Consider the following 24,173-nt stretch of genomic DNA (forward strand, 5'->3'; position numbering starts at 1 on the left):
AAGTACGGGGCCACCGCCCCTACTCCCGCCGGAGGGGCCCCGGTTCAGCCCGGGGGGTCCGGCGGATGTCAGTGGCGGCCCGTACCGTTGAGGCATGGATCTTCGTGTGGCCCGGCTGCGAGGGCTGCTCAAGGGACCGCGGCGGCTGCTGGCCGCCGCGGCCGCCGTCGCGGTGCTCGCGGGCGCGGGCACCTGGACGGCGGCCGCCTCCGGCGGACCCGAGCCCGTGCACCGCGCCGACCGGATGATGACCATGCCGGGCGGCGTCCGCCTGGACACCTCGTACTTCACCGCGGGCCCCGCAGGACGCCGCCCCGCCGTGCTGCTCGCGCACGGCTTCGGCGGCAGCAAGGACGACATGCGGCAGCAGGCCGAGGACCTCGCCCGCGCCGGATACGCGGTCCTGACCTGGTCGGCCCGCGGCTTCGGCAGCTCCACCGGCAAGATCGGACTGAACGACCCGAAGACCGAGGTCGCCGACGTCTCCCGGCTCATCGACTGGCTCGCGAAACAGCCCCAGGTGCGGCTCGACAAGCCCGGCGACCCCCGCGTCGGCGTGGCCGGCGGTTCGTACGGCGGCGCCGTCTCCCTGCTCGCCGCGGGCCACGACCGGCGGGTGGACGCCATCGCCCCGGCCCTGACCTACTGGAACCTCGCCGACGCCCTGTTCCCGAACGGCGTCTACAAGAAGCTGTGGGCCGGGGTCTTCTTCGGCGAGGGCGGCGGCTGCGCCCGCTTCGAGCCCGCCCTGTGCCGGATGTACGAACGGGTCGCCACCTCCGGCACCCCGGACGCCGCCGCCCGCGCCCTGCTCCAGGAGCGCTCGCCGTCCGCCGTCGGCTCCCGCATCAAGGTGCCCACCCTGCTGGTGCAGGGCCAGACCGACTCGCTCTTCCCGCTCGGCCAGGCCGACGCCGCCGAGCAGGCCATCAAGGCCAACGGCGCACCCGTCGACGTCGACTGGGTCGCGGGCGGCCATGACGGCGGCGACCTGGAGACCGGCCGCGTCCAGAACCGGGTGCGCGCCTGGTTCGACCGGTACCTCAAGGGCGACAAGGGCACCGACACCGGCCCCGCCTTCCGGATCACCCGCACCGGCGGCGTCGACTCCACGGACGGCACCGCCCAGCTGCGCGGGGCGAGCGCGGACAGCTACCCGGGCCTGCGCGCCGACCGGCACGCCATCGCCCTGTCCGGCCGCACGCAGCACATCGTCAACCCGGCCGGTGCGAGCCCGCCCGCCGTCTCCGCGCTGCCCGGCCTCGGCGGCTCCGGCGGCCTCGGCCGGCTGTCCGCGCTCGGCCTCGGCACCGCCCTCGACTTCCCCGGCCAGAACGCCCGCTTCGACTCCGCGCCGCTCACCCGCACCCTCCAGATCACCGGCACCCCGACCGCCCGCGTCCACATCGCCTCCACCAGCGGCGACGCCGTGCTGTTCGGCAAGGTCTACGACGTCGGCCCCGACGGCAGACGCCAGGTGCTGCCCTCCCAGCTCGTCACCCCCTTCCGGGTGACCGGCGCCCGGAGCGGCAAGGACGTCACGGTCACCCTCCCGGCGATCGACCACGAGGTGCAGAAGGGCCACCGGCTCCGCCTGGTCCTCGCCGCCACCGACCTGGGCTACGCCTCACCGGCCGCCCCGGCCACGTACACCGTCACCCTCAAGAGCGCGCTGAGCGTCCCGACCGCACCCGCCGTGCGCACCGCCGCGGCCCCGCTGCCCTCCTGGGTGTGGTGGCTGCCGCTCGCCGGCGCGGGCATCGCCGCCGCCCTGCTGCTGACCGCCCGGCGCCGTACGGCCGCCCCGGCGCCCGACCCCGCGCTGGCCGAGGTCCCCCTCGTCATCGAGGGCCTCGGCAAGCGGTACGCCGGAGCCGCCGACCGGTACGCGGTGCGCGAGCTGTCCTTCCGTGTCGAGCGCGGCCAGGTGCTCGGGCTGCTCGGACCCAACGGCGCGGGCAAGACCACCACCCTGCGCATGCTGATGGGACTGATCACCCCGGACGACGGCGAGATCCGCGTCTTCGGGCACGCCGTCCGCCCCGGCGCCCCGGTGCTCTCCCGGGTCGGCGCCTTCGTGGAGGGCGCGGGCTTCCTGCCGCACCTGTCCGGGCGGGAGAACCTGGAGCTGTACTGGCGGGCCACCGGCCGCCCCGCCGCGGACGCCCATCTGGAGGAGGCCCTGGAGATCGCCGGGCTCGGCGAAGCGCTGGCCCGCGCGGTGCGCACCTACTCCCAGGGCATGCGCCAGCGGCTGGCCATCGCCCAGGCCATGCTCGGCCTGCCCGATCTGCTCATCCTGGACGAGCCCACCAACGGCCTCGACCCGCCCCAGATACGCGAGATGCGCGAGGTGATGATCCGCTACGCGGCCGCCGGACGCACCGTGATCGTCTCCAGCCACCTCCTCTCCGAGGTCGAGCAGTCCTGCACCCACCTCGTGGTGATGGACCGCGGCCGGCTCGTCCAGGCCGGACCCGTACGGGACATCGTGGGCTCCGGCGACACCCTGCTCGTCGGCACCGCGGGCCCCGTGGAGGAGCCGGTGATGGAGAAGGTGGCCGCGCTGCCCGGCGTCGCCTCCGCCGTGCGCACCGAGGACGGGCTGCTGATCCGGCTGGCGGCGGGCGGCACCGCCGAGCGGCTGGTGGTGGAGCTGGTGCGGCTCTCGGTGCCGGTCGCCTCGGTCGGCCCGCACCGACGCCTGGAGGACGCGTTCCTCACCCTGATCGGAGGTTCCGCATGAGCACGCTCACCGAGGTGGCCTCCGGCTATCGCACCCGGGGCACCCTGCCCCTGCGCGTGGAGCTGGTCCGCCAGCTCAAGCGGCGCCGCACCCTGGTGATGGGCGCGCTCCTCGCCGTGCTGCCGTTCGTACTGGTGATCGCCTTCGCCGTCGGCCACCCCTCGGGCCGCGACGGCCAGGTCACCCTGATGGACACGGCCACCGCGTCCGGGGCCAACTTCGCCGCGTTGAACCTGTTCGTCTCGGCCGGCTTCCTGCTGGTCGTGCCGGTCGCCCTGTTCTGCGGGGACACCGTGGCCTCGGAGGCCAACTGGTCCTCGCTGCGCTATCTGCTGGCCGCGCCCGTGCCCAGGGCCCGGCTGCTGTGGTCCAAGCTGGTCGTGGCGCTCGGGCTGAGCCTCGCCGCGATGGTGCTGCTGCCGGTCGTCGCCCTCGCCGTCGGCACCGCCGCCTACGGCTGGGGGCCGCTCCAGATACCCACCGGCGGCGAACTGGATCCCGGCACGGCCGTGGGGCGGCTCGCGGTGGCGGTGGCGTACATCTTCGTGTCCCAACTGGTCACCGCGGGGCTCGCGTTCTGGCTGTCGACCAGGACGGACGCCCCGCTCGGCGCGGTCGGCGGCGCGGTCGGGCTGACCATCGTCGGCAATGTCCTGGACGCCGTCACCGCGCTGGGCCACTGGCGTGACTTCCTGCCCGCGCACTGGCAGTTCGCCTGGGCCGACGCCGTCCAGCCGCAGGCCGAGTGGTCCGGGATGATCCAGGGCTGCGCGCTCTCGGTGACCTGCGCCCTCGTGCTGTTCGCGCTGGCCTTCCGGGGGTTCGCCCGCAAGGACATCGTCTCCTAGCCTGTCTGCCAAGCCCTGGCCGGGTCCCGCACACAGCGAAACGGCGGGCCACCGGGGGAACCGGTGACCCGCCGTCGCGGGGATCGTCCGCTCAGCTGCCGACGGCGCCGTTGCCCGACAGGGCGGAGATGTCGTCCAGGATGTGCGAGAGCGGCTCGTCGCCCTTCGCCTGCGTGGAGTTCTCCGTGCACTGCTGGGTCTGCGGCGAGGACAGGACCGGGATGTCCTGGACACCGACGTTGACCAGGGCGACCAGCGACTGGGCGTCGATCTTCGCCGGCAGGCCGATGCAGGGCTTGTTGAGCGAGCCCTCGACCAGCGAGAGCTGCGGGCTCATGCTGCCGGAGGTGGCCGAGTTGCCGAAGGACGACGTGGCGCCGTTGCCGCTGAGCGACGTGGTGCCGTGGTCGTTGCCGATGGCGAGGGCCTGGGGAGCCGCGGCACCGGCGAGACCGGCGACGGAGGCGGCAACGGCCGCGGTTGCCCACAGCTTCTTCATGTTCGTTCCCTTTCGAAAGGCGGACTCCGGGGAGGAGCTGCGTGACCGTCAACTGCCCCGGTGGTGCCGTGGTTGCGGCGTTTGCCCCGTTCGGAGCAGTGTGGTCGGATGAATGGATGAACGTCCCCCGGTCGAACCGGCACCGGGACGTCGAAACGGCGGGCCACCGGCGAAACCGGTGACCCGCCGTCGCGGGGATCGTCCGCTCAGCTGCCGGCGGCGCCGTTGCCCGACAGGGCGGAGATGTCGTCCAGGATGTGCGACAGGGCCTCGTCGCCCTTCGCCTGCGTGGAGTTCTCCGTGCACTGCTGGGTCTGCGGCGAGGACAGGATCGGGATGTCCTGAACGCCGACGTTGACCAGACCGACCAGCGACTGGAGGTCCGCCTTCGCCGGCAGACCGATGCAGGGCTTGTTGAACGAGCCCTGGATGAGCGCCATCTGCGGGCTCATGTTGCCGTACGTGGCCGAGTTGCCGTACGTCTGCGCGGCGCCGTTGCCGCTGTAGGACGTCGTCCCGGTGTCGTTGCCGATGGCCAGGGCCGGGGCCGCGGCGGCGGCGGAGGCACCGACGACGGCGGAGGCGACCGCGGCGGTGGCCAGAACCTTCTTGATCACTTGCTGTTCCCTTCTGAAGACACCCCGTCCACCGGAGCGATCTGGTTCAACGGTTCGGCACGCCCGCGGGTTGTCCTCGTTCACTCCAATGGCCCACATGTCGCCGGATGCAGGCGAATGGCCGGCGAATGCCCCGAATACCGCCGGACGATCCGATCGGGTGACGCCCCGCAACCAAACGGTGGCGGCCCGGTTGATGACAGGGCAGGAACGTGCTCTTGGCGAAAGCCCGGAAAGGAAAGCGAAATGCTGAAGAAGGCAATGGCCGCGGCGGCGGTCGCCGCGTCTTTCATCGGTGTGTCCGCGGCGGCGGCCCCCCAGGCGCTTGCCATCGGCAACGACACGGGCACCACGTCGGCCAGCGGCAACGGCGCCCATGAGGCGTTCGGGAACGCCGTGACCACCGGCAACCTGAGCCCGCAGGCCACCCTGGTGGGCGGCTCGCTCAACGACCTGTGCGTCGGTCTGCCGGTGAAGGCGGACGTCCAGTCGGTGCTCGCCCTGGTCAACGTCGGTGTCCAGGACATCCCCGTGCTGTCCTCGCCGCAGACCCAGCAGTGCGCCGAGAACTCGACGCAGGCGAAGGACGACGAGCCGCTCTCGCACCTCGCGGACGACATCTCCGTCCTGGCGGGCAACGGCGCCGTCGGCAGCTGAGCAGGCCCCACCCCGAGTGCCGTCCGGGCGCCGCACCGATTTTCCGGTGCGGCGCCCGGACGGTTTCTTCGTTCTTCCCGAAGAAGCACCTATCCGTTAATCGTCCAAGGTGTCAATTCTATGGGGGCGTTCGAGTGAATTAGGGGGCCGGGCACGTTCCAGGGTTTCTCCGGCTGTCTATCCCTCGTTTTACAACCTGCCGGTCATGGTGCGAGCCGTTCAAGGCTGTGCTCGCTCGGTTTCGACCGCTCATAGGGGCATGACCGTCAGAGAAGGGAAAATTCATGAAGAAGAGCGCTGCTGTCGTCGCCGGTGCCCTCCTGGCGCTGGGCGGGGCCGCCCCCGCCTTCGCCGATTCCGGGGCCGGGGCCGTCGCCGCGGGCTCCCCGGGTGTGCTCTCCGGCAACGTGATCCAGATCCCTGTGCACGTCCCGATCAACCTGTGCGGCGACTCCGTCGACGTCATCGGGCTGCTGAACCCCGCGTTCGGCAACACCTGCGCCAACGGCTGACGTTCGGTACCCACCGCACGCCAGCCGGCCGGCTGCGTTCAGGCCGGCCTCGGACCTTCGATCCAGTGGCCCGGGGCCGGCCTTCCCACATCTTCGAGCAGTTCGAGTAGGAAGACTACGAGATTGCGACAGACCCTCAGCAAGGGCATGGTCGTGGCCGCAGCTGCCGCGACCGGCGTGCTTTCGTTGTACGGCACGGCCGCGCTCGCCGACTCCAACGCGCAGTCACTGGCCCAGGGTTCGCCGGGCGTGCTGTCCGGCAACAGCATCCAGGTCCCGGTGCACGTGCCGGTCAATGTCTGCGGCAACTCCGTGGACGTGGCCGCGCTGCTGAACCCCGCGTTCGGCAACTCCTGTGCCAATGTCGGCCATTCGGTCACCCCGCGCCCCACCGGTTACGGCAACGACTCGTACGGCAACGACGAGCCGACCCCGCCCGCCTCCTACGGCAAGCCGGACCCGACGCCCACGCCCACGTCGTACGGCCACGACGAGCCCACGCCGCCGTCGTACGGCAGCCCGGAGCCGACGCCGACCCCCACGTCGTACGGCAGCGACGAGCCCACCCCGACCCCCACCTCCTACGGGAGCGACGAGCCCACGCCGCCGTCCTCCTACGGGAGCGACACGCCGACCCCGCCGCCCTCCTACGGCAGTGACGAGCCGACCCCGCCGCCCTCCTACGGGAGCGACGAGCCGACCCCGCCCGGTTCGTACGGCAACGACGAGCCGCCGACCCTGCCGCACACCGGTGGCAACGCCAAGGCCATGATCGCGACGTCGGCCGCCAGCGCCGCGCTGATCATGGCGGGTGCGGTGCTGTACCGCCGCGGCCGGACGGCCGCCCGTCGGTGACCTGCCGGGTGCCGGGCCCCGAGCGTCCGGCACCCGCCGCCCAGAACCCCCGTACGTATCCGTGCGGGGGCTCTCGGCATGGGCGGCCAAGTCCCTTCCGGGCGGCCCCCGTCGCACATCACCCCTTTGGCGGCACAACCCGGGGGAGCGCGACGCGTTGACACAACGCCGGGCACTCGCCCGGATGTTTGTGTCTATTTCAAGGAGCACCTCTCCATGTCGCGTATCGCGAAGGGTCTGGTCCTGACCTCTGCCGCCGTCGCGGCCGTCGCCGGCGCCGCCGGTGCCGCCGCCGCCTCCTCCGGCGCGGACGGCGTTGCCGCCAACTCGCCCGGCGTCATCTCGGGCAACGCCATTCAGGTCCCGATCCACGTCCCGGTCAACGTCTGCGGTGACAGCATCGACGTCATCGGTCTGCTGAACCCGGCGTTCGGCAACACCTGCGTCAACGGCTGACGTCCGGGGCGCACACCCCTTCGACCGGCCGTCCACTCCGCGCATCCGTCGCGGCGGTGGGCGGCCGGTTCTCGTTCCCCCGGTCGGGGCAGGCGCGGGCCCGGACGGGGCACGCGGCCCCATGAGCGGTTGCGGGGCGGATGGGGCGAACTGACGGTGGGCTCAGACCCCGAAGCCCAGCCGAAAGGAACCCCCATGCGTGCTCTGCCCGCACGGCGCCTCGCGTCCACCGCCCTCAGCGCCGCCGTCATCGCCGCGATCACCGGCCCGGTCGCCGTCGCCGTCGACACCGCGCGAGGCCATGGCGACGCCCCCGCCTCCCAGGCCGCCCTGCCCGGCGCCGCGAAACTCCTCGCCCAGGTCAGAGCCCTGGACCACGCGGGCGCGTTGCCCAAGCCGGTCGCCGAACTGCTCGACCGCTCGCTGACGGAGGGCCGACTGCCCGCGGCGGAGGCCGAACGACTCGGCGACGCGGCGAAGCAGGCCGTCGTACGGGCGGCGGCGCAGGGGACGCTCGGCGGGGCGCAGGCCCCCGGTGAGCCGACGACACCCGCGGCTCCGCCGGTCGCCGGGGAGACGACGCCTGCGGCCCCGGCGGTGCCCGCCGACCCGACGGCCGCCGGGAAGCCGACGACGCCCGCCGACGCGGCGGCTCCTACGGCGGCCGCGACGCCCGCGGCGCCTGCCGTGGCCGCCGTACCCGCCGATCCGGCCCAGGCGGCGACCCCCGAAGCCGCCGCGAGCCCCGCCACCACCCCGGCCGCCCCTGCCACGCCCGCCGCTCCTTCGGCGCCCGCCCCCGTCCCCTCGGGGTCCGAGTCCCAGTCGGCGCTGCCCAAGCCGTCCGTGTCGCCCGCCACGCCGCTCAGCCCGGCCCCGCAGGGCGTCGCCCGCAGCGTGCCCGGCGCCCGTGACCTCGTCGGCGATGTACTGGCCGCGGTGGACGCGTTGGTGAAGGCGGTCGTCTCCGACGTCGACCAGGTGGTCGCCACCGCCAACGCCCTGGTCGCCCAGCTGCTCGCCGCCCTCCCCGGCACCGGCCTGCCCACCCCCACCGCCACCCCGACCCCCACCACCCCGACGACGCTCCCGAGCGTGCCCGCCCTGCCGAGCACACCGGCGCTCCCGACCACGCCCGCGACCGGCTGACCCCGACCGGTCCGCGAGACCCTCCCTTTTCGGCCGAGGCATGTTCATATGTCTTCTCGACCACGGGGTTTCCGCCCCGCCACGGCGCTCGTTGGACACGTCGTTGCCGAAGAAAGGAACACGATGAAGTCCCTGAAGGCTGCCGCCGTCCTGGCCGGTTCCGTTGCCCTCGCCGGCGTCGCCGCGCCCGCGTTCGCCTACAACGCCACCGACCTGACGCCCTCCAGCCTCAACGGCGCCGTCAACCAGCTCGCCAAGGGTGACTTCACCCTGCGGGACGTGATGCCGCTCCAGCACCAGTCGAACGCCCTCGACACCGAGGACAAGGACTCCGTGCTGCACACGGTCAAGGGCGCCACCACCGCCCTGAACCAGCACAACCCGCTGCTCGGCGGCCTGCCCCTGCAGAGCTGACACCCCCTGCGCGACCGGGGCCGGTACCGCATCCGCGGTGCCGGCCCCGCCCCTTTCGAGGCCGCTTCCCTCGTTCGTGTGGAGCCCTCCGGTCCACTGGTCCGGACGGGTGAGAAGCCGCCGGGCCGCCCCCGGGCGCGTCGATATGGTCGCGCGGTGACCTCAACCCCCACGGAACTGCGCCCCGCCGACCTCGGCACGCTGGTCGTGCTGCCCTGGAGCGGCGCGGCCCCCGACGGCACCGACATGCCCTACCTGCTGGCCTACTCCCTGGGGGACGCCGCGGGCGGCCCCCAGGTCACCGCGGCCGCGGTCGAGCAGCTGCTGGTGAGCAACGGACTGCCGGTCGGCGGCGACCTGGTCGACGGCACCTACCGGCCCAGCCTTCCCATCACCCTGCTGGTGGAGGCGGGCCAGGCCGTCGTACGGATGCCGCGGCTGATCGCGCAGGCCCCCGCGCCGCCGGAGTGGCTCGCCGCCGTCCGGGCCCGCGGCTTCGCCTACCTGGTGTTCACCACCCGCGCCTGGCCCGAGGGCGCGCCCGGCAGGATCGTGCAGCCGGCCGCGCTGGCCGCGTTCGCCGGCGCCCCGGAGACCCTGCACGCCGCCGCGCATGTCGTACTGCCGGCCACCAGCCTGCGCGGCTGACGGCAGGGACGAGGGCCGGGGCCTCGGCATGGCGTGATGTGCCGGTGAGCGTGCACGGCCGGTCAGTGGCGTGTGCGACCGACCGGCCGACCGGCCGACCGTTCATGAAGATGACCAGCCGACTATTACGGCAGCCGGGGGAATTGTCGCGCCGCCCCCGTTCTCCGTCCCGGCCACGCCAGTTACGCGGTACGGACGCCGAACTCCCGCACCCGGAAAGGGCCGTATCCGAGATGAAGCCGACCACCCGTGGAACCCTCGCCGCCGTGCTGACCGGCGTCGCGGCCGCCGTGAGCGCGGCCGCCCCCGCCGCCGCGGCCGGTGCGGTCCCCGTGCCCGTACCGCTCCAGGGCGTCTCCCACTCCCTCGGCACGCCGATGCCCGAGGCCACGCTCGAGGTGCCGCTGCTGACCCCGGGCGCGCCCGACGGGCCGCGCTATGTCACCGGCCATCTGCTGCCCGAGCCGATCCTGCCGAGGCTGCCGATCGCGGGGACGCTGCCCGGCGCCGACCTGCGGGCGCCGCTGCCGCATCCGCTCGGCGACCGGCTCGGCCTCGACGCCCCCGCCGCCGACCTGCACACCGCCGGACCCGGTCTGAACCTGGTCGCCCCCCTCACCGCGCCCGACCCGGACCTGTTCGGCCTGCCCGCTCCCCGGCTCCCCGAGGCCGGCCTTCTCGCCCCGGCGCTGCGCACCGTCGCGGGCGGCGACCTGGGCGTGGGCCCGGCCCGGTAACCCGCAGGGCTCCCTCACCAGCGCCGTTCGGCCGTACGCCGGTGACCCGGCCCCTTCTTGTCCGTTAGCGGGTACGACATCTGTTCCCGGACGAGGAGAGTGCGATGGTCGACGGCGACGACGCAGCTGCGGCGGGCGCGACAGAGCAGGTCAGAGCGGATACGACGGCCGGTCCCGGGCGGCGGCGGGTGATGCGGGGGCTGCTGTCCTGCGCCGCCGCCCTCGCCCTCGCGCCGGTCGTCGCTGCCTCCCGGCCGGCGCCCCCGGCCGCCGGTGGTGACTCCTTCGACGAGACGTACCGGGGCCGGCGCATCCAGGGCGTCCGGCTGCCGGCCGCCGGACGCAGCACCTCCGACGACGCCTGGCGGATCACCATCGACGGCCGCCCGCTGCATCTGATGCGGCGGGCCGACGGCACCTGGCTGAGCATGGTCGACCACTACACGTCGTACCGCACGCCCCTGGAGGCGGCGCGGGCCGCGGTGGACGAACTCGGCCCCGGCCAGCGGCTGAGCGACCTGGCCCCGGGCCCGCTGGACGGCATGCTGCCCGACGGTGTCAAGGACATGATGGACCGCATGGGCATGTCCGTGGACACGGGCGGCATGGACGGCATGGACATGAGCGGCAGCGGCGGGACGGGCGCGACCGGCACGGAGATGGGCGCGGGCATGGGGACGGGGGGCCGGCATGGCGTACGTGCGTAAGAACGCCGGAGCCCTCACCGCGACCGAGCGGAAACGATTCGTGGACGCGCTGCTGGAGGTCAAGAGGCGCGGCGAGTACGACGAGTTCGTGCGCACCCACGTCGCCTACTTCGCCGCGGACGGCGAGACCCAACTACGCACCGCCCATATGGCGCCGTCCTTCCTGCCCTGGCACCGCCGGTTCCTGCTGGACATGGAGGCCGCGCTGCGCCGCGTCGACTCCTCGGTGACCCTGCCGTACTGGGACTGGACCAAGGACCGCACGGCGACTTCGGTGCCCTGGACCAAGGATCTCCTCGGCGGCAACGGCCGGAGCTCCGACCAGCAGGTGACGACCGGACCGTTCGCCTATTCGACGGGCAACTGGGCCATCAAGGTGGGTGTCACCGACGGCCGCTACCTCACCCGCGACCTCGGCCGCGCCGCCTCGCCCATCCAACTGCCCACGAAGGACGACGTGAGCTGGGCGCTGAACGACCCGGTCTACGACGTACAGCCCTGGGACTCGACGGTGACCCAGGGCTTCCGGAACAAGCTGGAGGGCTGGGGCACCGGCAGCGGCAGCGCCTCCTGGCACAACCACAACCGGGTGCACCGCTGGGTCGGCGGGGCGATGCTCGGCGCCGCGTCGGTCAACGACCCGGTGTTCTGGCTCCACCACGCCTACCTCGACATGCAGTGGGAGCGCTGGCAGCAGGCGCACAGCAGCCACCGCTATCTGCCGGCCGCTCCGCCCGGTGCCGGTGACGCACAGCACGGCCGGGTCGTCGCCCGGCACGACAAGCTGCCGCCGTGGAGCGACACCCCGGATCAGCTGGAGGACGTGAGCGGGGTCTACCGGTACGAGTGAATCCGCACCGCTGGATTTGCACGGGTGGGTTTGTACCGGTGACGCGCGCGAAGAGCCCCGGCGCTCGGAGGTGCCGGGGCTCTTCGCGGTGCGCGACGGGGCCTCAGCCGCCGTAGCTGCTGTTGCTGCCGTAGCCGTTGCTGGGCTGCGCGAGGGTGCCGCCCTGGTTGACGCAGGTGTTGCCGAAGGCCGGGTTCAGCAGACCGATGACGTCCACGGAGTCGCCGCACACGTTCACCGGGATGTTGACCGGGACCTGGATCACGTTGCCGGACAGCACGCCGGGCGAGCCGACGGCCGCGCCCTCGGCGCCCGCGTCGGCCAGAGCCAGCCCGGCCCCACCGATCACCACGGCGCCGGTGCCGAGGGCCACGGCGGCTGCCTTCGCGATGCGAGACATCACGTTCCTCCTGTCGATCGGGATACGCGACGGCCGGTCCTGCCGTCGCACTCCCCGTTCAACGCGGCTGTCCGACAGGGGTCACGGTGATCGCCGGGGGATCACCCTTTCAACAGGCAGGTATCCGTTCTCGGACGTTTCACGGCAATTGTCGTACCGGAGATTTCGCCAGATAGGCCTTGATGTCCTCCACGGCCTGAGTGAAGTACGTCCGGTAGTTGGCCGCGGAGACATAGCCGAGGTGCGGGGTGGCGAGCAGCCGGGGGGCGGTGCGCATCGGGTGGCCGGCGGGCAGCGGCTCGATGTCGAAGACGTCGATGCCGGCGCCCGCGATCCGGCCCTCGTGCAGCGCGGCGAGCAGGGCGTCCTGGTCCACCACCGAGGCGCGCGAGGTGTTGATCAGGTAGGCGGTCGGCTTCAGGAGGGCGAGTTCGGCGGCGCCGACCAGACCCCGGGTGCGCTCGCCGCCGGGCACATGCACGGAGACGAAGTCGCTCTCGGCCAGCAACTGCTCCTTGGAGGCGGCCAGTTCGACCCCGGCCGCCGCGGCGCGCTCCTCGGTCAGCCGCGGGCTCCACGCGGCGACGCGCATCCCGAAGGCGAGCCCGACCCGAGCCACGTTGCCGCCGATCCGGCCGAGCCCGAGCACACCGAGACGGGCGCCGTGCAGATCGGCGCCGACGGTGGACTGCCAGGGGCCACCGGTGCGCAGCGCGGTGTTCTCCTGGACGATCCCCCGGGCGAGCCCGAGCAGCAGCGCCCAGGTCAGCTCGACCGGGGGCGTCCCGGAACTCTGCGTCCCGCACACGGTGACACCGTGCTTCTCGGCCGCGGCATAGTCGATCACGGTGTTGCGCATCCCGGTCGCCACGATCAGCCGCAGCCGGGGCAGCCGGGCGAGCAACGAGCCCGGGAAGCCGACGCGTTCGCGCAGGGTGACGACGATGTCGTACTCGGCGAGCGCCGCGGCGAGCGCGTCCTCGTCGGCCAGGTGCGTACGCAGCGATACGACCTCCACCGCGTCCCCGAGCACCGACCAGTCGGCCGACTCCAGGGCCACGCCCTGGAAGTCGTCCAGCACCGCACAGCGAAGTCGCACGCCGTTCTCCCCTCACGATCCGAGCACCCCGAGTGTTCGAGCGTCTCGAAGTATGTCGGACGGCGGGGTGCGCTCACGCGGGGGTGGGGGCGGGTGCGGCCGGTGCGCAGGCGCCGACTTCTCCTGGGCGAACTCCAGATTGGCGGCGATGAGCGCCCGCTCCCCCTCCGGGACCTTCCCGCCGTCCAGCAGCCGTGTGCAGTACTCCCGGGACTTCGCGTAGTCGCCGATCCAATAGGAGGCCACGGCGAGTTCGTCCAGCGCGCGCCATTCGTGCCAGGACATCTCGACGAAGAGAATGTCTTCGGGCCGGGGGATCACGGCCGCCCGCGCGGCGAACAGGTGCGCCAGCGGCCAACGGCCTTCCAGGCGGCAGAGCCGGGTGAGATCCCCGATGGCCTCGGCACGCGAAGGGCGGCTTTCGTACGCGCGGAGATATCGGTCGATCAATTCGTTCGCGGGTCTCTTGAGTTGTACGGCGAGCCGCGCCGCATAAAGTTTGGCTTAGTACGTCTCCTCCGCCCATCCGGCCATCTCCGCCCTCTTGTCATAGGCGGCCAGAGCCTTCTCCGGCTCCTCGGCGTCCCGCAGCCGCGCCCCGTCCCCGACGGTGAGGATGTGGGCCCCCTCCAACGCCCCGGCGCTGTGGGGCGCGTCGCACGTGATGTGCTCGTGGAGCACCCCTTCGTACCGCCATGGCAGCCGTGTGGCGACCAACGTCATTCGCCAGTGCACCACGGGCCCGTCGTGCAGGGCGATGTTGTAGGCGTCCAACGTCAGCTCGGGCATCCGGAATTTGGGCCGGATCCGCATCTCGTCGTCGGCGTCGATGAACAGCAGATAGTCCGCGCTGCCCCGCGCCAACTCGATCGCCTCACTGCGACTTCCGTCGAACCCTTTCCACTCCCGCTCGTGGAGCTCCCCGGGAAAGTCCTTGAACGCTCGGAGCCGCGTTCCGTTCGGGGACTCCAATGTCAGGGGGTCGGGAATCCGGCGTGTTGGCGGGGGTGTGGCTTGTTCGCTGCCGAATGCACGGGGTCCTGGAGAGCGGCCCGGCGACGGAGCGACCGGTGCGTTCGTGGCGGTTGGCTCACTCGTACATCGCTGCCGCTCGCAGAGCTCGTGCGAAGAACGCCCAGTCGCCGCCGGGCGGCAGCTCCCGGCCGGTGTTGCCGTACCAGCCGTCCGCGTCGTCGATCCAGGCCGCCAAGGCATCCAGGAAGCTCGAAAGGTCCGCGTTCTCCCAGGACATCCCCTCCTCGGCGTGGTGGAGACGCAGGGAACGGACGAAGGCCGCCAGGTCTTCTCTGCTGCCGACGCGATCAGGGGAAGTGGTCATGCCGGGGGACTCGGGGGCTTTTTAACAGGTCGGCCCGTGCTCCGCCGCCGAGCCGCGTCGTCGGCGAGCCGCTTCACATACCGATGCGCGGGCACCGTCACCTGTCCCTGGTCGCGCGGTGCGAATTGCTCGAACGGCCCTTGGTCCGTCCACCCGTTGCGCTCGTAGAACCGTCGTGCCCGAGCGTTGCCCGGTACGACGGCCAGCCACGCCTGACGGTGACCACCGGCTGCGACAAGGCGCTCCGCCTCCTCCAGCAGCACCACGGCCACCCCGACGCCTCTGTGCCGCTCGGCGACGTAAACCTGCTCGACCTCGTCATCGACCACCATGACGAACCCCGCGACCTCGCCACCGACGACCGCGACCGCCGTGTCGGCCAGCCGGCGAGGGGCACGCTCCGCGAAGGACTCCCGCGTCCGCACCGCGACCAGCGCGTCAGGAACGTTCCCCAGGTGCCCGTCGCACCAACCGCGGTACCAGATCTCCGCCACAGCCACCGCGTCCGCACGGCGGGCTGCCCGCACTTCGACGTGCTCGGCCTCAACGGACATGCGGGCAGCCTAACAACGGTCGCGGGGGCCTCGGCGGCCCGCCGTAGGCGGTTGGAGCTGGGAGCTTGATGGCGACGGACGGCGCCCCCGGCAGGACTCGAACCTACGGCCAAGCGCTTAGACGGCGCTTGGCGTGTCGACCGGCGCACCCCCGCGTGCTACTCAGTCGCCGGCGAACCATACGTAACTGCCCACGGTGTTGACGCACTCCCGCAGCACAGCCGCGAGATCATCCAGCGCTGCGCGCTGCCGTTCGTCCGTACACCGTTCCCTCAGCCCGGGTACTTCGGCGAGGGCGGCTTCGGCCTCCTGCTCGTTCATCACCGTGTCCCCGTAGAGGTCGACTGCGGTGAGTCGACCAGGGGCACCGAGATAGTGAAGCGACCCCAAGGCGTCGGCCAACGCATCGGCGTGCCCGCGGCTCCCGCGCAAGAACGTCGCGCGAGACTTCTTCCAGTTGCGAGCCGGCCGAGCAGAGTGCAGTTCCACATCGATCCCCACGCCTGCCATCATGCATGCGCAACTGGGTCTTGCAGAGGTGACCGCTCAGCGGTTGTGGCAGGGAGTGGGTCGGGAACAGTGTCGCCGTGCTCCTGGCCATCTGCGCCCGCCGTGTCGACGGGCAGCTGCCCGATCTGAGGAGACGGCTCGAAGCGGCTGGAGATCTTCCCTGGGAGTCGTACGCCGGGTGGCCCGTCGGGCCAGAACTTCGGCACGGGCACCCGCGAAAACCCGGTAACAGCCGAGCAGTCTCGGAGTCCGCCCTTGATCGTGAGAGGCGCTTCCGGGGCTGACGCGCGCCCGGCCGTACCCGCCCTGACCAGCAAAAAGCCCTCCCCGAAGGGAGGGCGACGGATGGCGCCCCCGGCAGGACTCGAACCTGCGGCCAAGCGCTTAGAAGGCGCCTGCTCTATCCGCTGAGCTACGGGGGCCTGGTGGCGCGTTCAAGGATAAAGGTCCCTGCTCGCCGACCCTGTCGCTTCGCCTCCGTGGCTCGATGTGGAGGTTCGGTGAAGCGGTCCTGATAATCGCAGGCAGGTACGAATCGTGCAGTGCTTTTGGCGTCCGACGCCACCGGGTGTTGTGCACTCGTTATGCCTGGCCCGCGCCCATGTCCCAGTCGCCCCATCCGCCCTTTCTGTTCCGTCGGCGCGCAGACATGTCCATATGCTTCAGAATTCCCCTAAAATTGGGCATTCTTCACATGTGGTGACCTTGGACGTACGGCCTCAGCTGCTCGACACACTCTCCGCTCTGCGCGACCGTGTCGCCGCCGCACGCTTTCCGCTGCCCCTGGCCGGTGCCCCACGCGCGCGTGCCGACCGCGACGAACTCCTAGCCCAGCTGGACGACTACCTCGTACCCAGACTACGGGCACCCGAGGCGCCGCTGCTGGCCGTGGTCGGCGGGTCCACCGGCGCGGGGAAGTCGACTCTCGTCAACTCCCTCGTAGGGCGCCGTGTGAGCGAGGCCGGAGTGCTCAGGCCGACGACCCGCACCCCGGTCCTGGTCTGCCATCCGGCGGATCATCACTGGTTCAGCGGCATGCGCGTCCTGCCCGACCTCGCGCGCGTCTGGGTGCCCCACCACGACCCCCGCGACGACGACCTCCTGCTCCCGGGCGACCTGCCCGGCGACCACCCCGTCCGCGCCCTGCGCGTCGAGACCGCCGACACCCTCCCGCGCGGACTCGCCCTCCTCGACGCTCCCGACGTCGACTCCCTGGTCGCCGAGAACCGCGTCCTCGCCGCCGAACTGCTCTGCGCCGCCGACATCTGGGTCATGGTCACCAGCGCGGCCCGCTACGCCGACGCCGTCCCCTGGCACCTGCTGCGCACCGCCAAGGAGTACGACGCCACGCTCGTCACCGTCCTCGACCGCGTGCCCCACCAGGTCGTCTCCGAGGTCTCCCGGCAGTACGCCGCCCTGCTCACCAAGGCCGGCCTCGGCGACGTACCCCGCTTCACCGTGCCCGAGCTGCCCGAGTCCGTCTGGAGCGCCGGTCTGCTGCCCGCCACCGCCGTCGCGGCCCTGCGCACCTGGCTCGTCCAGCACGCCCAGGACCCCGGTGCCCGGCAGTACGTCATGGCCCGTACCGCCCATGGACTCCTCGACTCGCTGCGAACCCGGATGCCTGGGCTGGCCGGTGCGGCCGCCGCCCAGTACGCGGCCGCGCTCCGGCTCACCACCGCGGTCGAGGGGGCGTACGACAGGGAGCACGCGCGGCTGCGCGACCGCCTCCAGTCCGGCGCCGTACTCGCCGGGGGCGCCCTCAAACGCTGGCGCGCCTTCCCCCTGGACTGCACCGCGGGCGAACTCCTCGACGCCCTCGTGGAGAGCCTCGGCGCGCTGCTGCTGTGCGCCGTCACCGCCGCCGACGAGCGGGTGGCCGAGGCCTGGCGCCGCGAGCCCGCCGCCGCGGCCCCGGGACTCGCCGGGTGCGATCCCTCGCCGGAGAGCGCGGAGCACCGTATCGGCCTCGCGGTACGGCGCTGGCGGCGCGAGCTGGAGGAGTACGCCGAGGACGAGGTGCGCGAGCTGGACCGCAGCGTCGCGCCCGACCCCGAGGCCGTCGCCGCCCTGGTCGCCACCGCCCTGCTGGGCGGCCGCCGGGGGCGCCACGCGGGCGAACGGCTCGCCGACCGGGTCGGCGCCCATGGCGCGCTGCGCCTGCGCGACCGTGCCGAACGGCTGCTCACCGAGCACGTGGACCGCGTCGTCCACCGTGAACGCGAACGCCGCCTCGCCCCGCTCGACGCCCTCGACATCCATCCCGAGCCCCAGGCCGAACTCATCGCCGCCCTGTCCGTACTGCAGAAGGAGAGGTGACCGGTGTCCGCCGTCACTGACCAGGAGCACATGGACCACACAGATCGCGTCGAGCCCAGGGACCCCATGAGCCCCCTCAATCCCCTTAATCCCCTCAATCCTGCCAATCCCACCAGCCCCGTCAATCCCGTGGGTCCCGTGGGTCCTATGGGCTCCATGGGTCCCGGCAATCCCATCGATCACATCGCGGGGCCGAGGGCCGTCGACATCGGGAAGCAGGGGGAGGGCGCCCGAGGGGACCAGCGGGGGGCGGGGGACGGCGAAGAAGACGGAGACGGTACGACGGCCACCGCTGCTCCGGCCGCGGAGGACCGGGGCGAGAGAGGTACGCCGATGCCGGACGCGGCCGGGGTCGTGGAGGACGAGGCCCGGGAGGGCGGCGGGGACGGGGAGGAAGCGGCCCTGGGCGCGCGGGGAGGGGCAAGCGGCCCCGGTGCGCCGGTAAGTGAGCCCGGCGGCACCCCTCGCGCCGCGCGCGCCCCCCGCACCTCCGGTCCCGAAGGCGCCCTGGCCGCCCCCGCCGACTCACCGGAGCTTTCGGGCAGCCCGGCCTCCTCCGGTTCCTGGGACGACGGCCTCATCGCCCGCCGTATCACCGACGCCTCGGCCGCCGCCGCGCTCGCCGCCCCCCTGGAGCCGGTCCCGGCCCGTGGCGCGGCCGCCCGTACCGTCGTCCCGCTGGCCTACGAGGGCCCGCTCCGCTCCCGCCTCGACGCCCTGCGAGAACTCGTCGGGCTCTCCCGGACCCGGCTGGACAGCCAGACCCTCGCCGAGGCGAGCCGGGTGCTGGACGAGGCGGCGGACCGGCGCAAGCTGTCCGGGCGGCACACGGTCGTCGCGATCGCGGGCGCCACCGGCAGCGGAAAGTCACAGCTGTTCAACTCCCTCGCCGGGGTGGCCATCTCGGAGACCGGGGTACGACGCCCGACCACCTCGTCGCCGATCGCGTGCAGCTGGAGCGACGGCGCCGCGGGACTCATCGACCGGCTCGGCATCCCGGGCCGGCTGCGCCGCCGCCCGCTGAACAACCCCGAATCGGAGGAGCAGTTGCGCGGGCTGGTCCTGATCGACCTGCCCGACCATGACTCCGCGGCCGTACAACACCGTGAACAGGTCGACCGGATCCTGAAGTTGGTGGACGCGGTGATCTGGGTGGTCGACCCGGAGAAGTACGCCGACGCCGTACTGCACGAGCGCTATCTGCGGCCCATGGCCGGGCACGCCGAGGTCATGTTCGTCGTGCTCAACCAGGTCGACCGGCTGCCCGGAGAGGCCGCCGACCAGGTCCTGGACGATCTGCGGCGGCTGCTGGACGAGGACGGCGTGGCGCTCGGGGAGCACGGGGAACCCGGCGCCAACGTGCTCGCGCTGTCCGCGCTCACCGGTGAGGGCGTCGGTGAACTGCGCGAGTCGCTGGGCGAGTTCGTGGCCGAGCGGGGCGCGGCGGCCCGCCGGGTCGCCGCCGATGTGGACGCCGCCGCGGCCGGGCTGCGGCCCGTCTACGCCGCCGGGCGCCGGGCCGGGCTCAGCGAGGAGGCGCGCGAGGACTTCGCCGCGCGGCTCGCGGACGCGGTGGGCGCCACCGCGGCGGGCGAGGCCGCCGAACGGGCCTGGCTGCGCAACGCCAACCGGGCCTGCGGCACGCCCTGGCTGCGGCTGTGGCGCTGGTACCAGAAGCGCGGTACGGCGGCGACCGGCCGCCATCAGAGCGGCGCCCAGACCGACGAGGAGGCGACGGCGCGGCAGCGCGTGGAACAGGCGGTCCGTACGGTGGCCGACCGGGCCTCGGCCGGGCTGCCGGTGCCCTGGGCGCAGGCGGTGCGCGAGGCGGCCGTACGCGGTGCGCAGGGGCTGCCGGAGGCGCTGGACGAGCTGGCGGAGCGGGCCGGGGGTCCCTCCGGGCGGCCGCCGCGTCCTGGCTGGTGGCCGGCGGCGGTGCTGGTCCAGGCGGCGATGACGCTGCTCCAGATCGCGGGCGGGCTGTGGCTGGTCGGGCAGATCGCCGGGGTGATGGCGCCCGATCTGGGGGTTCCGGTGCTGCTGATGGTGTGCGGGATCGTCGGCGGGCCGCTGGTGGAGTGGGGCTGCCGGATGGCCGCGCGGGGGCCCGCGAGGCGGTACGGCCAAGACGCGGAACGGCGCTTGCGCGAGTCGGCCGCGAGCTGTGGACGGGCGCGGGTGCTGGATCCGGTGGCGTCGGAGCTGCTGCGGTACGGGGAGGTGCGGGAGCAGTACGGGAGGGTGGTGCGGGCGGAGGCCGGGGTGGGGTGAGTTCGGGGCCGTACGGTCCGTCGGCGATGGTCCGTCGGCGACGGTGCGCCGGTGATGGTCACTCGTGTGGGTGGCGGAGTTTTCCACAGGTGCGGGGGCCGTCCACAGGGCTCAGCGGGCTCGGCCCGACGGAGGCAGTCTGAGGTCGTGGCAGACGCCGCCGTACGGGACGGGCCCGTATGTACGTCCGCCCGTCCGGCCGAGGCGCCGGGCGGGGGAGGGGAGCGCGAAGATGCACGAGACCGTGGTCTGTGTGGTGGGCAATGTGGCGACCGCGCCGGTGTACCGGGAGCTGGCGGCGGGGCCGTCGCTGCGGTTCCGGCTCGCGGCGACCGCGCGTTACTGGGACCGGGAGAAGAGCGCCTGGACGGACGGGCACACCAACTTCTTCACGGTGTGGGCCAACCGCCAGCTCGCCGCCAACGCGATGGCCTCGGTGGAGGTGGGGCAGCCGCTGGTCGTGCAGGGCCGGCTGAAGGTGCGCACCGACGGGCGGGACGGGCAGCAGCAGTGGGCGTCGGCGGACATCGACGCCACCTCGATCGGCCATGACCTCTCGCGGGGCACGGCGGTCTTCCGTCGCGCGGGCAAACCGGAACCCCCTGCCGGGGCCGCCCGGCCCGAGCCCGACTGGGCGACCCCGATCCCGCCGGACACCGGTGCGGACACCGCCGTCCAACAGGCCTCGGAACCAGCCACAGTGACGTGAAGTCAGCTGTTCGACCGGGTGGATTTATCGATAAGCGCTGTTCAGGGACGGTCCGGCGATAACGATTCCGGATCGGAAACGCCATCGGATCATCCGACCGGCCAGAGAGGCACAGCCCGAGTCCATAGGATGCCGGGCGTGCCCCTCGGGGCCGCCGATTCTGCTGGTGGGACCCGTCCCCCACATCCAACGGGTCCTGCTCGAAGGGGAATTCTGTGCTTGCTGCGCTCTCTGGATTCTGCCGGTCCACCACCGTGGCCCGCCTGGCCGCCACCGCCACGGTGTCCGGGCTCGTGGCGGCCGGCGTGCTGTCCGGCGCGGGTACGGCCGCGGCCGATGTGGCGCCGCAGACCGAGGGCGGGGCGAGCGCCGCCCTGGACGGCCTGAAGATCTTCGGCGAGGCCGTGGTCCATGAGGCCGGCGGCGACCAGCGGGTGTCGGCGGGCCTGTTCGAGATGTCCGTGGACGGCGGCGGCACCCTCCAGACGTACGGCGTCGACCTGCACAGCCCGGTCCAGCGCGACGCCCGCTACCAGGAGACGTCCTGGAGCGGCACCTCGCTGGGCACCAACCGGGACGCGGGCAAGATCGACTGGATCGTGCAGCACTCCTACCCCCAGGTCAACGACCTCGCCGCGCTCGCCCACCGGGCCGGCGTGGGGAGCCTCACCGAGCAGGACGCGGCGACCGGCACCCAGGTGGCCATCTGGCGGTACTCGGACCACGCCAAGGTCGACGCGGTGGCCCCGGGCGCCGAGAAGCTCGCCGACTACCTGCAGCGCAGCGCCCGCGCCGGCGGCGAGCCGGGGGCCTCGCTGACCCTGGACCCGGCCGCGGTCTCCGGCCGCCCCGGGAGCGTGGTCGGACCGGTGACCGTGCACACCAACGCGGGCGCGGTCGCGGTGATACCGCCCGCGGACGCGGCGACCAGCGGGGTGCGGATCACCGACAAGACCGGCAAGGCGCTCACCACGGCGAAGAACGGCAGCCGGATCTACTTCGACATCCCCGAGGACGCGGCGGACGGCTCCGCCCAGCTGACCGTGCAGGCGTCGACGACGGTCCCGGTGGGGCGCGCCCTCGCTTCCGACAGCCGCAGCCAGACCCAGATCCTGGCCGGCTCCAGCGAGTCCGCGGTCTCCGCGAGCGCGACGGCCGCCTGGGCCGCGCGGGGCGCGATACCGGCGGTGTCGGCGCGCAAGGACTGCGCCAAGGGCACGGTGGACATCACGGCCGTCGACAAGGGCGACCAGCCCTTCACCTTCAGCCTGATGGGCACCGAGCACACCGTCCCGGCCGGCGCCACGCGCACCGTCCCGGTCTCCCTCCAGGAGGACCAGGGCTACGACTTCACGATCACCGGCCCGAACGGCTTCACTCGCCGCTTCACCGGCGTCCTGGACTGCAGGATCCAGGGCACGATCGTCTCCAAGGCCGCCGCCCAGACCGTCGGCGAACCGACCCCGCTCACCACCCCCACCCCCGACGACACCGACCTCGCCGCGACGGGCGGCTCCGCCGTCACGCCCGTGATCGCCGGTGCCGCGATAGGCCTGGTCGTCATCGGCGGCGCGGTCCTGGTCCTCCTGCGCAAGCGGGAGCAGCCGGGCGAGTGACCTCGCCGGGCGTGGCCCGGATCAGCGGCCCGCCCGCCGCGGGCCCGGGGCCACGTACCTGACGAGCGTGGACACGAGGGTGGTGGCGGTCAGGCTCCCGAGCATGACCATGGCCACGCCGACCGCGAAGAGCCCGCTGGAGTCGTCGGACCAGTCGTACCAGGCGGCGACCGTCAGCCCGGCCGTCGTCCCGGCCACCGCTGCCACGACCCGCCGCCGGAACGCCGCCCCGCAGACCACCACCAGCAGACTCAGCACCAGCCCGGCCACCTGCCACACCTCGTACGGCCCGCTCTCCGTACTCCCCAGCCAACTGGCCCACAGCCCCGCCGCGACGACCCCCATCCCGAGCATCCACAGGGATTGCCCGCCCAACTTCTTCCACCACATTCCTGGACGCATGCCCAAAGCGTCGCCCCCGGCCCCCGCCCCGCGCAGAGCGCGCGTACTCACCTCGCTCCCGTACACCTACTCACCCGCCCCTTCTACGAAGTCCCGGAGGCAATCGGCCCTACGAACGTGCGGCGAACTTCCTGCGCGCGACCATGAGGGCAATCCATCCGGACGCCATCACGAGCGCGCCCACCACGGTCAACCGGCCACTGAACCGGACGCCGAAAACCGCCAAGGAGGCCCCCAGCATCGCCAGGGCGGCGGCGGCCGACTCGGCCCGAAGCCGGGGAGCGGAACGTCCGCTCGCCGACGGCTTGATGAGCTGACGGCCGAGAAGGACCTGAAGGGCGTTGATCACGGCCATCAGGGCGGCAAGAGCTCCGAAAGAGAGCGTGAGGAAGATCGGCATGACGAGAAGCTACACACCCAGTGGCCGGACCCTGTGCGCAAGACAGGAAGAAGCCCCAGGTCAGAGCCCCCGGCCATAACGAGTTTCCGCACAGGGGTGGCCGTACGGCAAGACGGGGTGTTACCTGCCAGGGGAGGGCACGAAAGGGCCCCTCACCAGCAGGTTTTCCGCCGACGAGGGGCCGTGTCGGGCAGCTGGGGCCGTCTGTGGGCCGTCGGCGGAGGCAGGGTGCTTCAGGGACTGATCGCGGGCGGCTCGCCCACGACGCTTCCGAGGCCGAGATCGGCGCGCATCACGGCGCGCATCCCCTCCCAACGCTCCCAAAGCTGAACGAAGTCTGTCCGTATTTCGTTGAATGACCCATCCGGATCCGGATTCCCTTCTTCCAGACACATGATCCGCCGGTAGACCCTGGACAGGGCGTTCGTCATCCCGTCCAGCTCAACCAAAACCGCTGCGGACGCGACCATCTGAGCCTCAGCGAGGACGGAGTGATGGTCGCGTCGGGCCTCCTCGACCAACTCGCGTTCATCCGGTGTGACAGCTTCCTTGTGCACAGACCACAGGAAGTTCATCAGCTGGGTTCGGTAGCGCCGGAAGGAGGCGTTGACTTGCATGTAGCCCTCGCGCCGGCGGTTCAGCTCGGCTACTTGCTGCTCGCGGTGCCACTGAGCGTCAACCGCCTGCTGCTGACGCTGAAACTGTGCCGTTTGATCGCGAGCCAACAGACGTTGCGACAGAACAGAGGCAACAAGCGTGCCCGTGACGCCTACCACCGCAGCGGCTAAGCCGATGAGTGCGCTTCCCATTTGACTCCCTGATTTGGAGAGATTCGTCAGCGGCATCCTGCCCGCAGTGC

The 24,173-nt window shown here is 72.4% G+C and carries 27 protein-coding genes, 2 tRNA genes and 1 pseudogene; 16 read left to right on the top strand and 14 right to left on the bottom strand.

The genetic code is table 11. The annotated features are described in order from the left end of the window. Positions 1 to 94: 94 nt before the first annotated feature. On the top strand, positions 95 to 2,746 hold the full coding sequence (locus AB0N90_RS11555; RefSeq protein WP_365195170.1) for an alpha/beta fold hydrolase: 2,652 nt from the start codon (positions 95 to 97) through the stop codon (positions 2,744 to 2,746). Beyond that, a complete protein-coding gene (locus AB0N90_RS11560) occupies positions 2,743 to 3,594 on the top strand; it encodes an ABC transporter permease (RefSeq protein ID WP_365195172.1) in 852 nt (283 codons plus the stop codon). The genes AB0N90_RS11555 and AB0N90_RS11560 overlap by 4 nt, the downstream gene beginning before the upstream one ends. 91 nt (positions 3,595 to 3,685) lie before the next feature. On the opposite strand, the gene AB0N90_RS11565 is transcribed toward AB0N90_RS11560, so the two are convergent. Next, positions 3,686 to 4,093, bottom strand: coding sequence for a rodlin (locus AB0N90_RS11565; RefSeq protein WP_136101196.1), 408 nt, complete (start codon positions 4,091 to 4,093; stop codon positions 3,686 to 3,688). A gap of 206 nt (positions 4,094 to 4,299) precedes the next feature. Next, entirely contained in the window at positions 4,300 to 4,710 is a 411-nt protein-coding gene (locus tag AB0N90_RS11570) for a rodlin (RefSeq protein ID WP_093677378.1), read from the bottom strand. Positions 4,711 to 4,956: 246 nt separating this feature from the next. On the opposite strand from AB0N90_RS11570, the gene AB0N90_RS11575 reads away from it, so the two are divergent. The 10 genes and pseudogenes from AB0N90_RS11575 to AB0N90_RS11620 all read left to right on the top strand — a co-directional run bounded on the left by AB0N90_RS11575 (position 4,957) and on the right by AB0N90_RS11620 (position 11,695). Next, positions 4,957 to 5,367 carry a rodlin gene (locus AB0N90_RS11575; protein WP_365195176.1) on the top strand — a complete coding sequence of 137 codons (411 nt, stop codon included), beginning with the start codon at positions 4,957 to 4,959 and terminating at the stop codon, positions 5,365 to 5,367. A 284-nt stretch (positions 5,368 to 5,651) separates the two neighbouring features. Next, positions 5,652 to 5,879: a chaplin gene (locus tag AB0N90_RS11580; protein ID WP_361668286.1), complete on the top strand. Its 228-nt coding sequence runs from the start codon at positions 5,652 to 5,654 to the stop codon at positions 5,877 to 5,879. Positions 5,880 to 6,002: 123 nt separating this feature from the next. Beyond that, a complete protein-coding gene (locus AB0N90_RS11585; RefSeq protein ID WP_365195178.1) occupies positions 6,003 to 6,734 on the top strand; it encodes a chaplin family protein in 732 nt (243 codons plus the stop codon). Between the two features lie 216 nt (positions 6,735 to 6,950). Continuing rightward, on the top strand, positions 6,951 to 7,190 hold the full coding sequence (locus tag AB0N90_RS11590; RefSeq protein WP_361668281.1) for a chaplin: 240 nt from the start codon (positions 6,951 to 6,953) through the stop codon (positions 7,188 to 7,190). 195 nt (positions 7,191 to 7,385) lie between these two features. Then, positions 7,386 to 8,339, top strand: a complete 954-nt coding sequence (locus AB0N90_RS11595) for a hypothetical protein (RefSeq protein WP_365195182.1) — start codon at positions 7,386 to 7,388, stop codon at positions 8,337 to 8,339. Between the two features lie 123 nt (positions 8,340 to 8,462). Next, complete coding sequence (locus AB0N90_RS11600; RefSeq protein ID WP_361668276.1) at positions 8,463 to 8,753, top strand: hypothetical protein; 291 nt, start codon at positions 8,463 to 8,465, stop codon at positions 8,751 to 8,753. A gap of 156 nt (positions 8,754 to 8,909) precedes the next feature. Next, the gene (locus AB0N90_RS11605) at positions 8,910 to 9,401 is read left to right on the top strand and encodes a DUF5949 family protein (RefSeq protein ID WP_128790108.1); all 492 of its coding nucleotides are present in this window, start codon (positions 8,910 to 8,912) and stop codon (positions 9,399 to 9,401) included. A gap of 233 nt (positions 9,402 to 9,634) precedes the next feature. Then, the gene (locus AB0N90_RS11610) at positions 9,635 to 10,138 is read left to right on the top strand and encodes a hypothetical protein (protein WP_361668273.1); all 504 of its coding nucleotides are present in this window, start codon (positions 9,635 to 9,637) and stop codon (positions 10,136 to 10,138) included. A gap of 191 nt (positions 10,139 to 10,329) precedes the next feature. Then, positions 10,330 to 10,650 (top strand): annotated as a pseudogene (locus tag AB0N90_RS11615) (tyrosinase cofactor); the annotation flags it as partial. A gap of 178 nt (positions 10,651 to 10,828) precedes the next feature. Next, positions 10,829 to 11,695, top strand: a complete 867-nt coding sequence (locus tag AB0N90_RS11620) for a tyrosinase family protein (RefSeq protein WP_365195186.1) — start codon at positions 10,829 to 10,831, stop codon at positions 11,693 to 11,695. 103 nt (positions 11,696 to 11,798) lie between these two features. On the opposite strand, the gene AB0N90_RS11625 is transcribed toward AB0N90_RS11620, so the two are convergent. From AB0N90_RS11625 to AB0N90_RS11665, 9 genes are all read right to left on the bottom strand, one after another. Next, complete coding sequence (locus tag AB0N90_RS11625) at positions 11,799 to 12,095, bottom strand: chaplin (RefSeq protein WP_086807391.1); 297 nt, start codon at positions 12,093 to 12,095, stop codon at positions 11,799 to 11,801. Between the two features lie 139 nt (positions 12,096 to 12,234). Next, complete coding sequence (locus tag AB0N90_RS11630; protein WP_365195190.1) at positions 12,235 to 13,194, bottom strand: D-2-hydroxyacid dehydrogenase family protein; 960 nt, start codon at positions 13,192 to 13,194, stop codon at positions 12,235 to 12,237. 12 nt (positions 13,195 to 13,206) lie between these two features. Continuing rightward, entirely contained in the window at positions 13,207 to 13,644 is a 438-nt protein-coding gene (locus AB0N90_RS11635; protein ID WP_365195193.1) for a hypothetical protein, read from the bottom strand. 54 nt (positions 13,645 to 13,698) lie between these two features. Beyond that, positions 13,699 to 14,058 carry a hypothetical protein gene (locus AB0N90_RS11640; protein WP_365195195.1) on the bottom strand — a complete coding sequence of 120 codons (360 nt, stop codon included), beginning with the start codon at positions 14,056 to 14,058 and terminating at the stop codon, positions 13,699 to 13,701. A gap of 226 nt (positions 14,059 to 14,284) precedes the next feature. Beyond that, positions 14,285 to 14,533: a hypothetical protein gene (locus AB0N90_RS11645; protein WP_365195198.1), complete on the bottom strand. Its 249-nt coding sequence runs from the start codon at positions 14,531 to 14,533 to the stop codon at positions 14,285 to 14,287. Then, positions 14,530 to 15,087 carry a GNAT family N-acetyltransferase gene (locus AB0N90_RS11650; RefSeq protein WP_365195200.1) on the bottom strand — a complete coding sequence of 186 codons (558 nt, stop codon included), beginning with the start codon at positions 15,085 to 15,087 and terminating at the stop codon, positions 14,530 to 14,532. The genes AB0N90_RS11645 and AB0N90_RS11650 overlap by 4 nt, the downstream gene beginning before the upstream one ends. An 85-nt stretch (positions 15,088 to 15,172) precedes the next feature. Beyond that, positions 15,173 to 15,238, bottom strand: a tRNA-Arg gene (locus tag AB0N90_RS11655). An 11-nt stretch (positions 15,239 to 15,249) separates the two neighbouring features. Next, the gene (locus tag AB0N90_RS11660) at positions 15,250 to 15,588 is read right to left on the bottom strand and encodes a hypothetical protein (RefSeq protein WP_365195203.1); all 339 of its coding nucleotides are present in this window, start codon (positions 15,586 to 15,588) and stop codon (positions 15,250 to 15,252) included. Between the two features lie 355 nt (positions 15,589 to 15,943). Further along, positions 15,944 to 16,019 (bottom strand) — tRNA-Arg (locus tag AB0N90_RS11665). Between the two features lie 274 nt (positions 16,020 to 16,293). On the opposite strand from AB0N90_RS11665, the gene AB0N90_RS11670 reads away from it, so the two are divergent. The 4 genes from AB0N90_RS11670 to AB0N90_RS11685 all read left to right on the top strand — a co-directional run bounded on the left by AB0N90_RS11670 (position 16,294) and on the right by AB0N90_RS11685 (position 22,512). Beyond that, positions 16,294 to 17,916 carry a dynamin family protein gene (locus tag AB0N90_RS11670; protein WP_361668262.1) on the top strand — a complete coding sequence of 541 codons (1,623 nt, stop codon included), beginning with the start codon at positions 16,294 to 16,296 and terminating at the stop codon, positions 17,914 to 17,916. A gap of 333 nt (positions 17,917 to 18,249) precedes the next feature. Further along, positions 18,250 to 20,187, top strand: coding sequence for a GTPase (locus tag AB0N90_RS11675; protein ID WP_365195206.1), 1,938 nt, complete (start codon positions 18,250 to 18,252; stop codon positions 20,185 to 20,187). 232 nt (positions 20,188 to 20,419) lie between these two features. Further along, positions 20,420 to 20,896: a single-stranded DNA-binding protein gene (locus tag AB0N90_RS11680; protein WP_361668258.1), complete on the top strand. Its 477-nt coding sequence runs from the start codon at positions 20,420 to 20,422 to the stop codon at positions 20,894 to 20,896. Between the two features lie 263 nt (positions 20,897 to 21,159). Further along, complete coding sequence (locus AB0N90_RS11685; RefSeq protein WP_365195791.1) at positions 21,160 to 22,512, top strand: TQXA domain-containing protein; 1,353 nt, start codon at positions 21,160 to 21,162, stop codon at positions 22,510 to 22,512. Positions 22,513 to 22,533: 21 nt separating this feature from the next. On the opposite strand, the gene AB0N90_RS11690 is transcribed toward AB0N90_RS11685, so the two are convergent. From AB0N90_RS11690 to AB0N90_RS11700, 3 genes are all read right to left on the bottom strand, one after another. After that, positions 22,534 to 22,866: a hypothetical protein gene (locus tag AB0N90_RS11690; protein ID WP_365195793.1), complete on the bottom strand. Its 333-nt coding sequence runs from the start codon at positions 22,864 to 22,866 to the stop codon at positions 22,534 to 22,536. 157 nt (positions 22,867 to 23,023) lie between these two features. Then, positions 23,024 to 23,314 carry a hypothetical protein gene (locus AB0N90_RS11695; RefSeq protein WP_365195208.1) on the bottom strand — a complete coding sequence of 97 codons (291 nt, stop codon included), beginning with the start codon at positions 23,312 to 23,314 and terminating at the stop codon, positions 23,024 to 23,026. 233 nt (positions 23,315 to 23,547) lie between these two features. Continuing rightward, positions 23,548 to 24,123, bottom strand: coding sequence for a hypothetical protein (locus AB0N90_RS11700; RefSeq protein ID WP_365195210.1), 576 nt, complete (start codon positions 24,121 to 24,123; stop codon positions 23,548 to 23,550). Positions 24,124 to 24,173: the final 50 nt, after the last annotated feature.

The organism is Streptomyces sp. NPDC093018 (assembly GCF_040684035.1).
GTDB lineage: Bacteria > Actinomycetota > Actinomycetes > Streptomycetales > Streptomycetaceae > Streptomyces > Streptomyces murinus.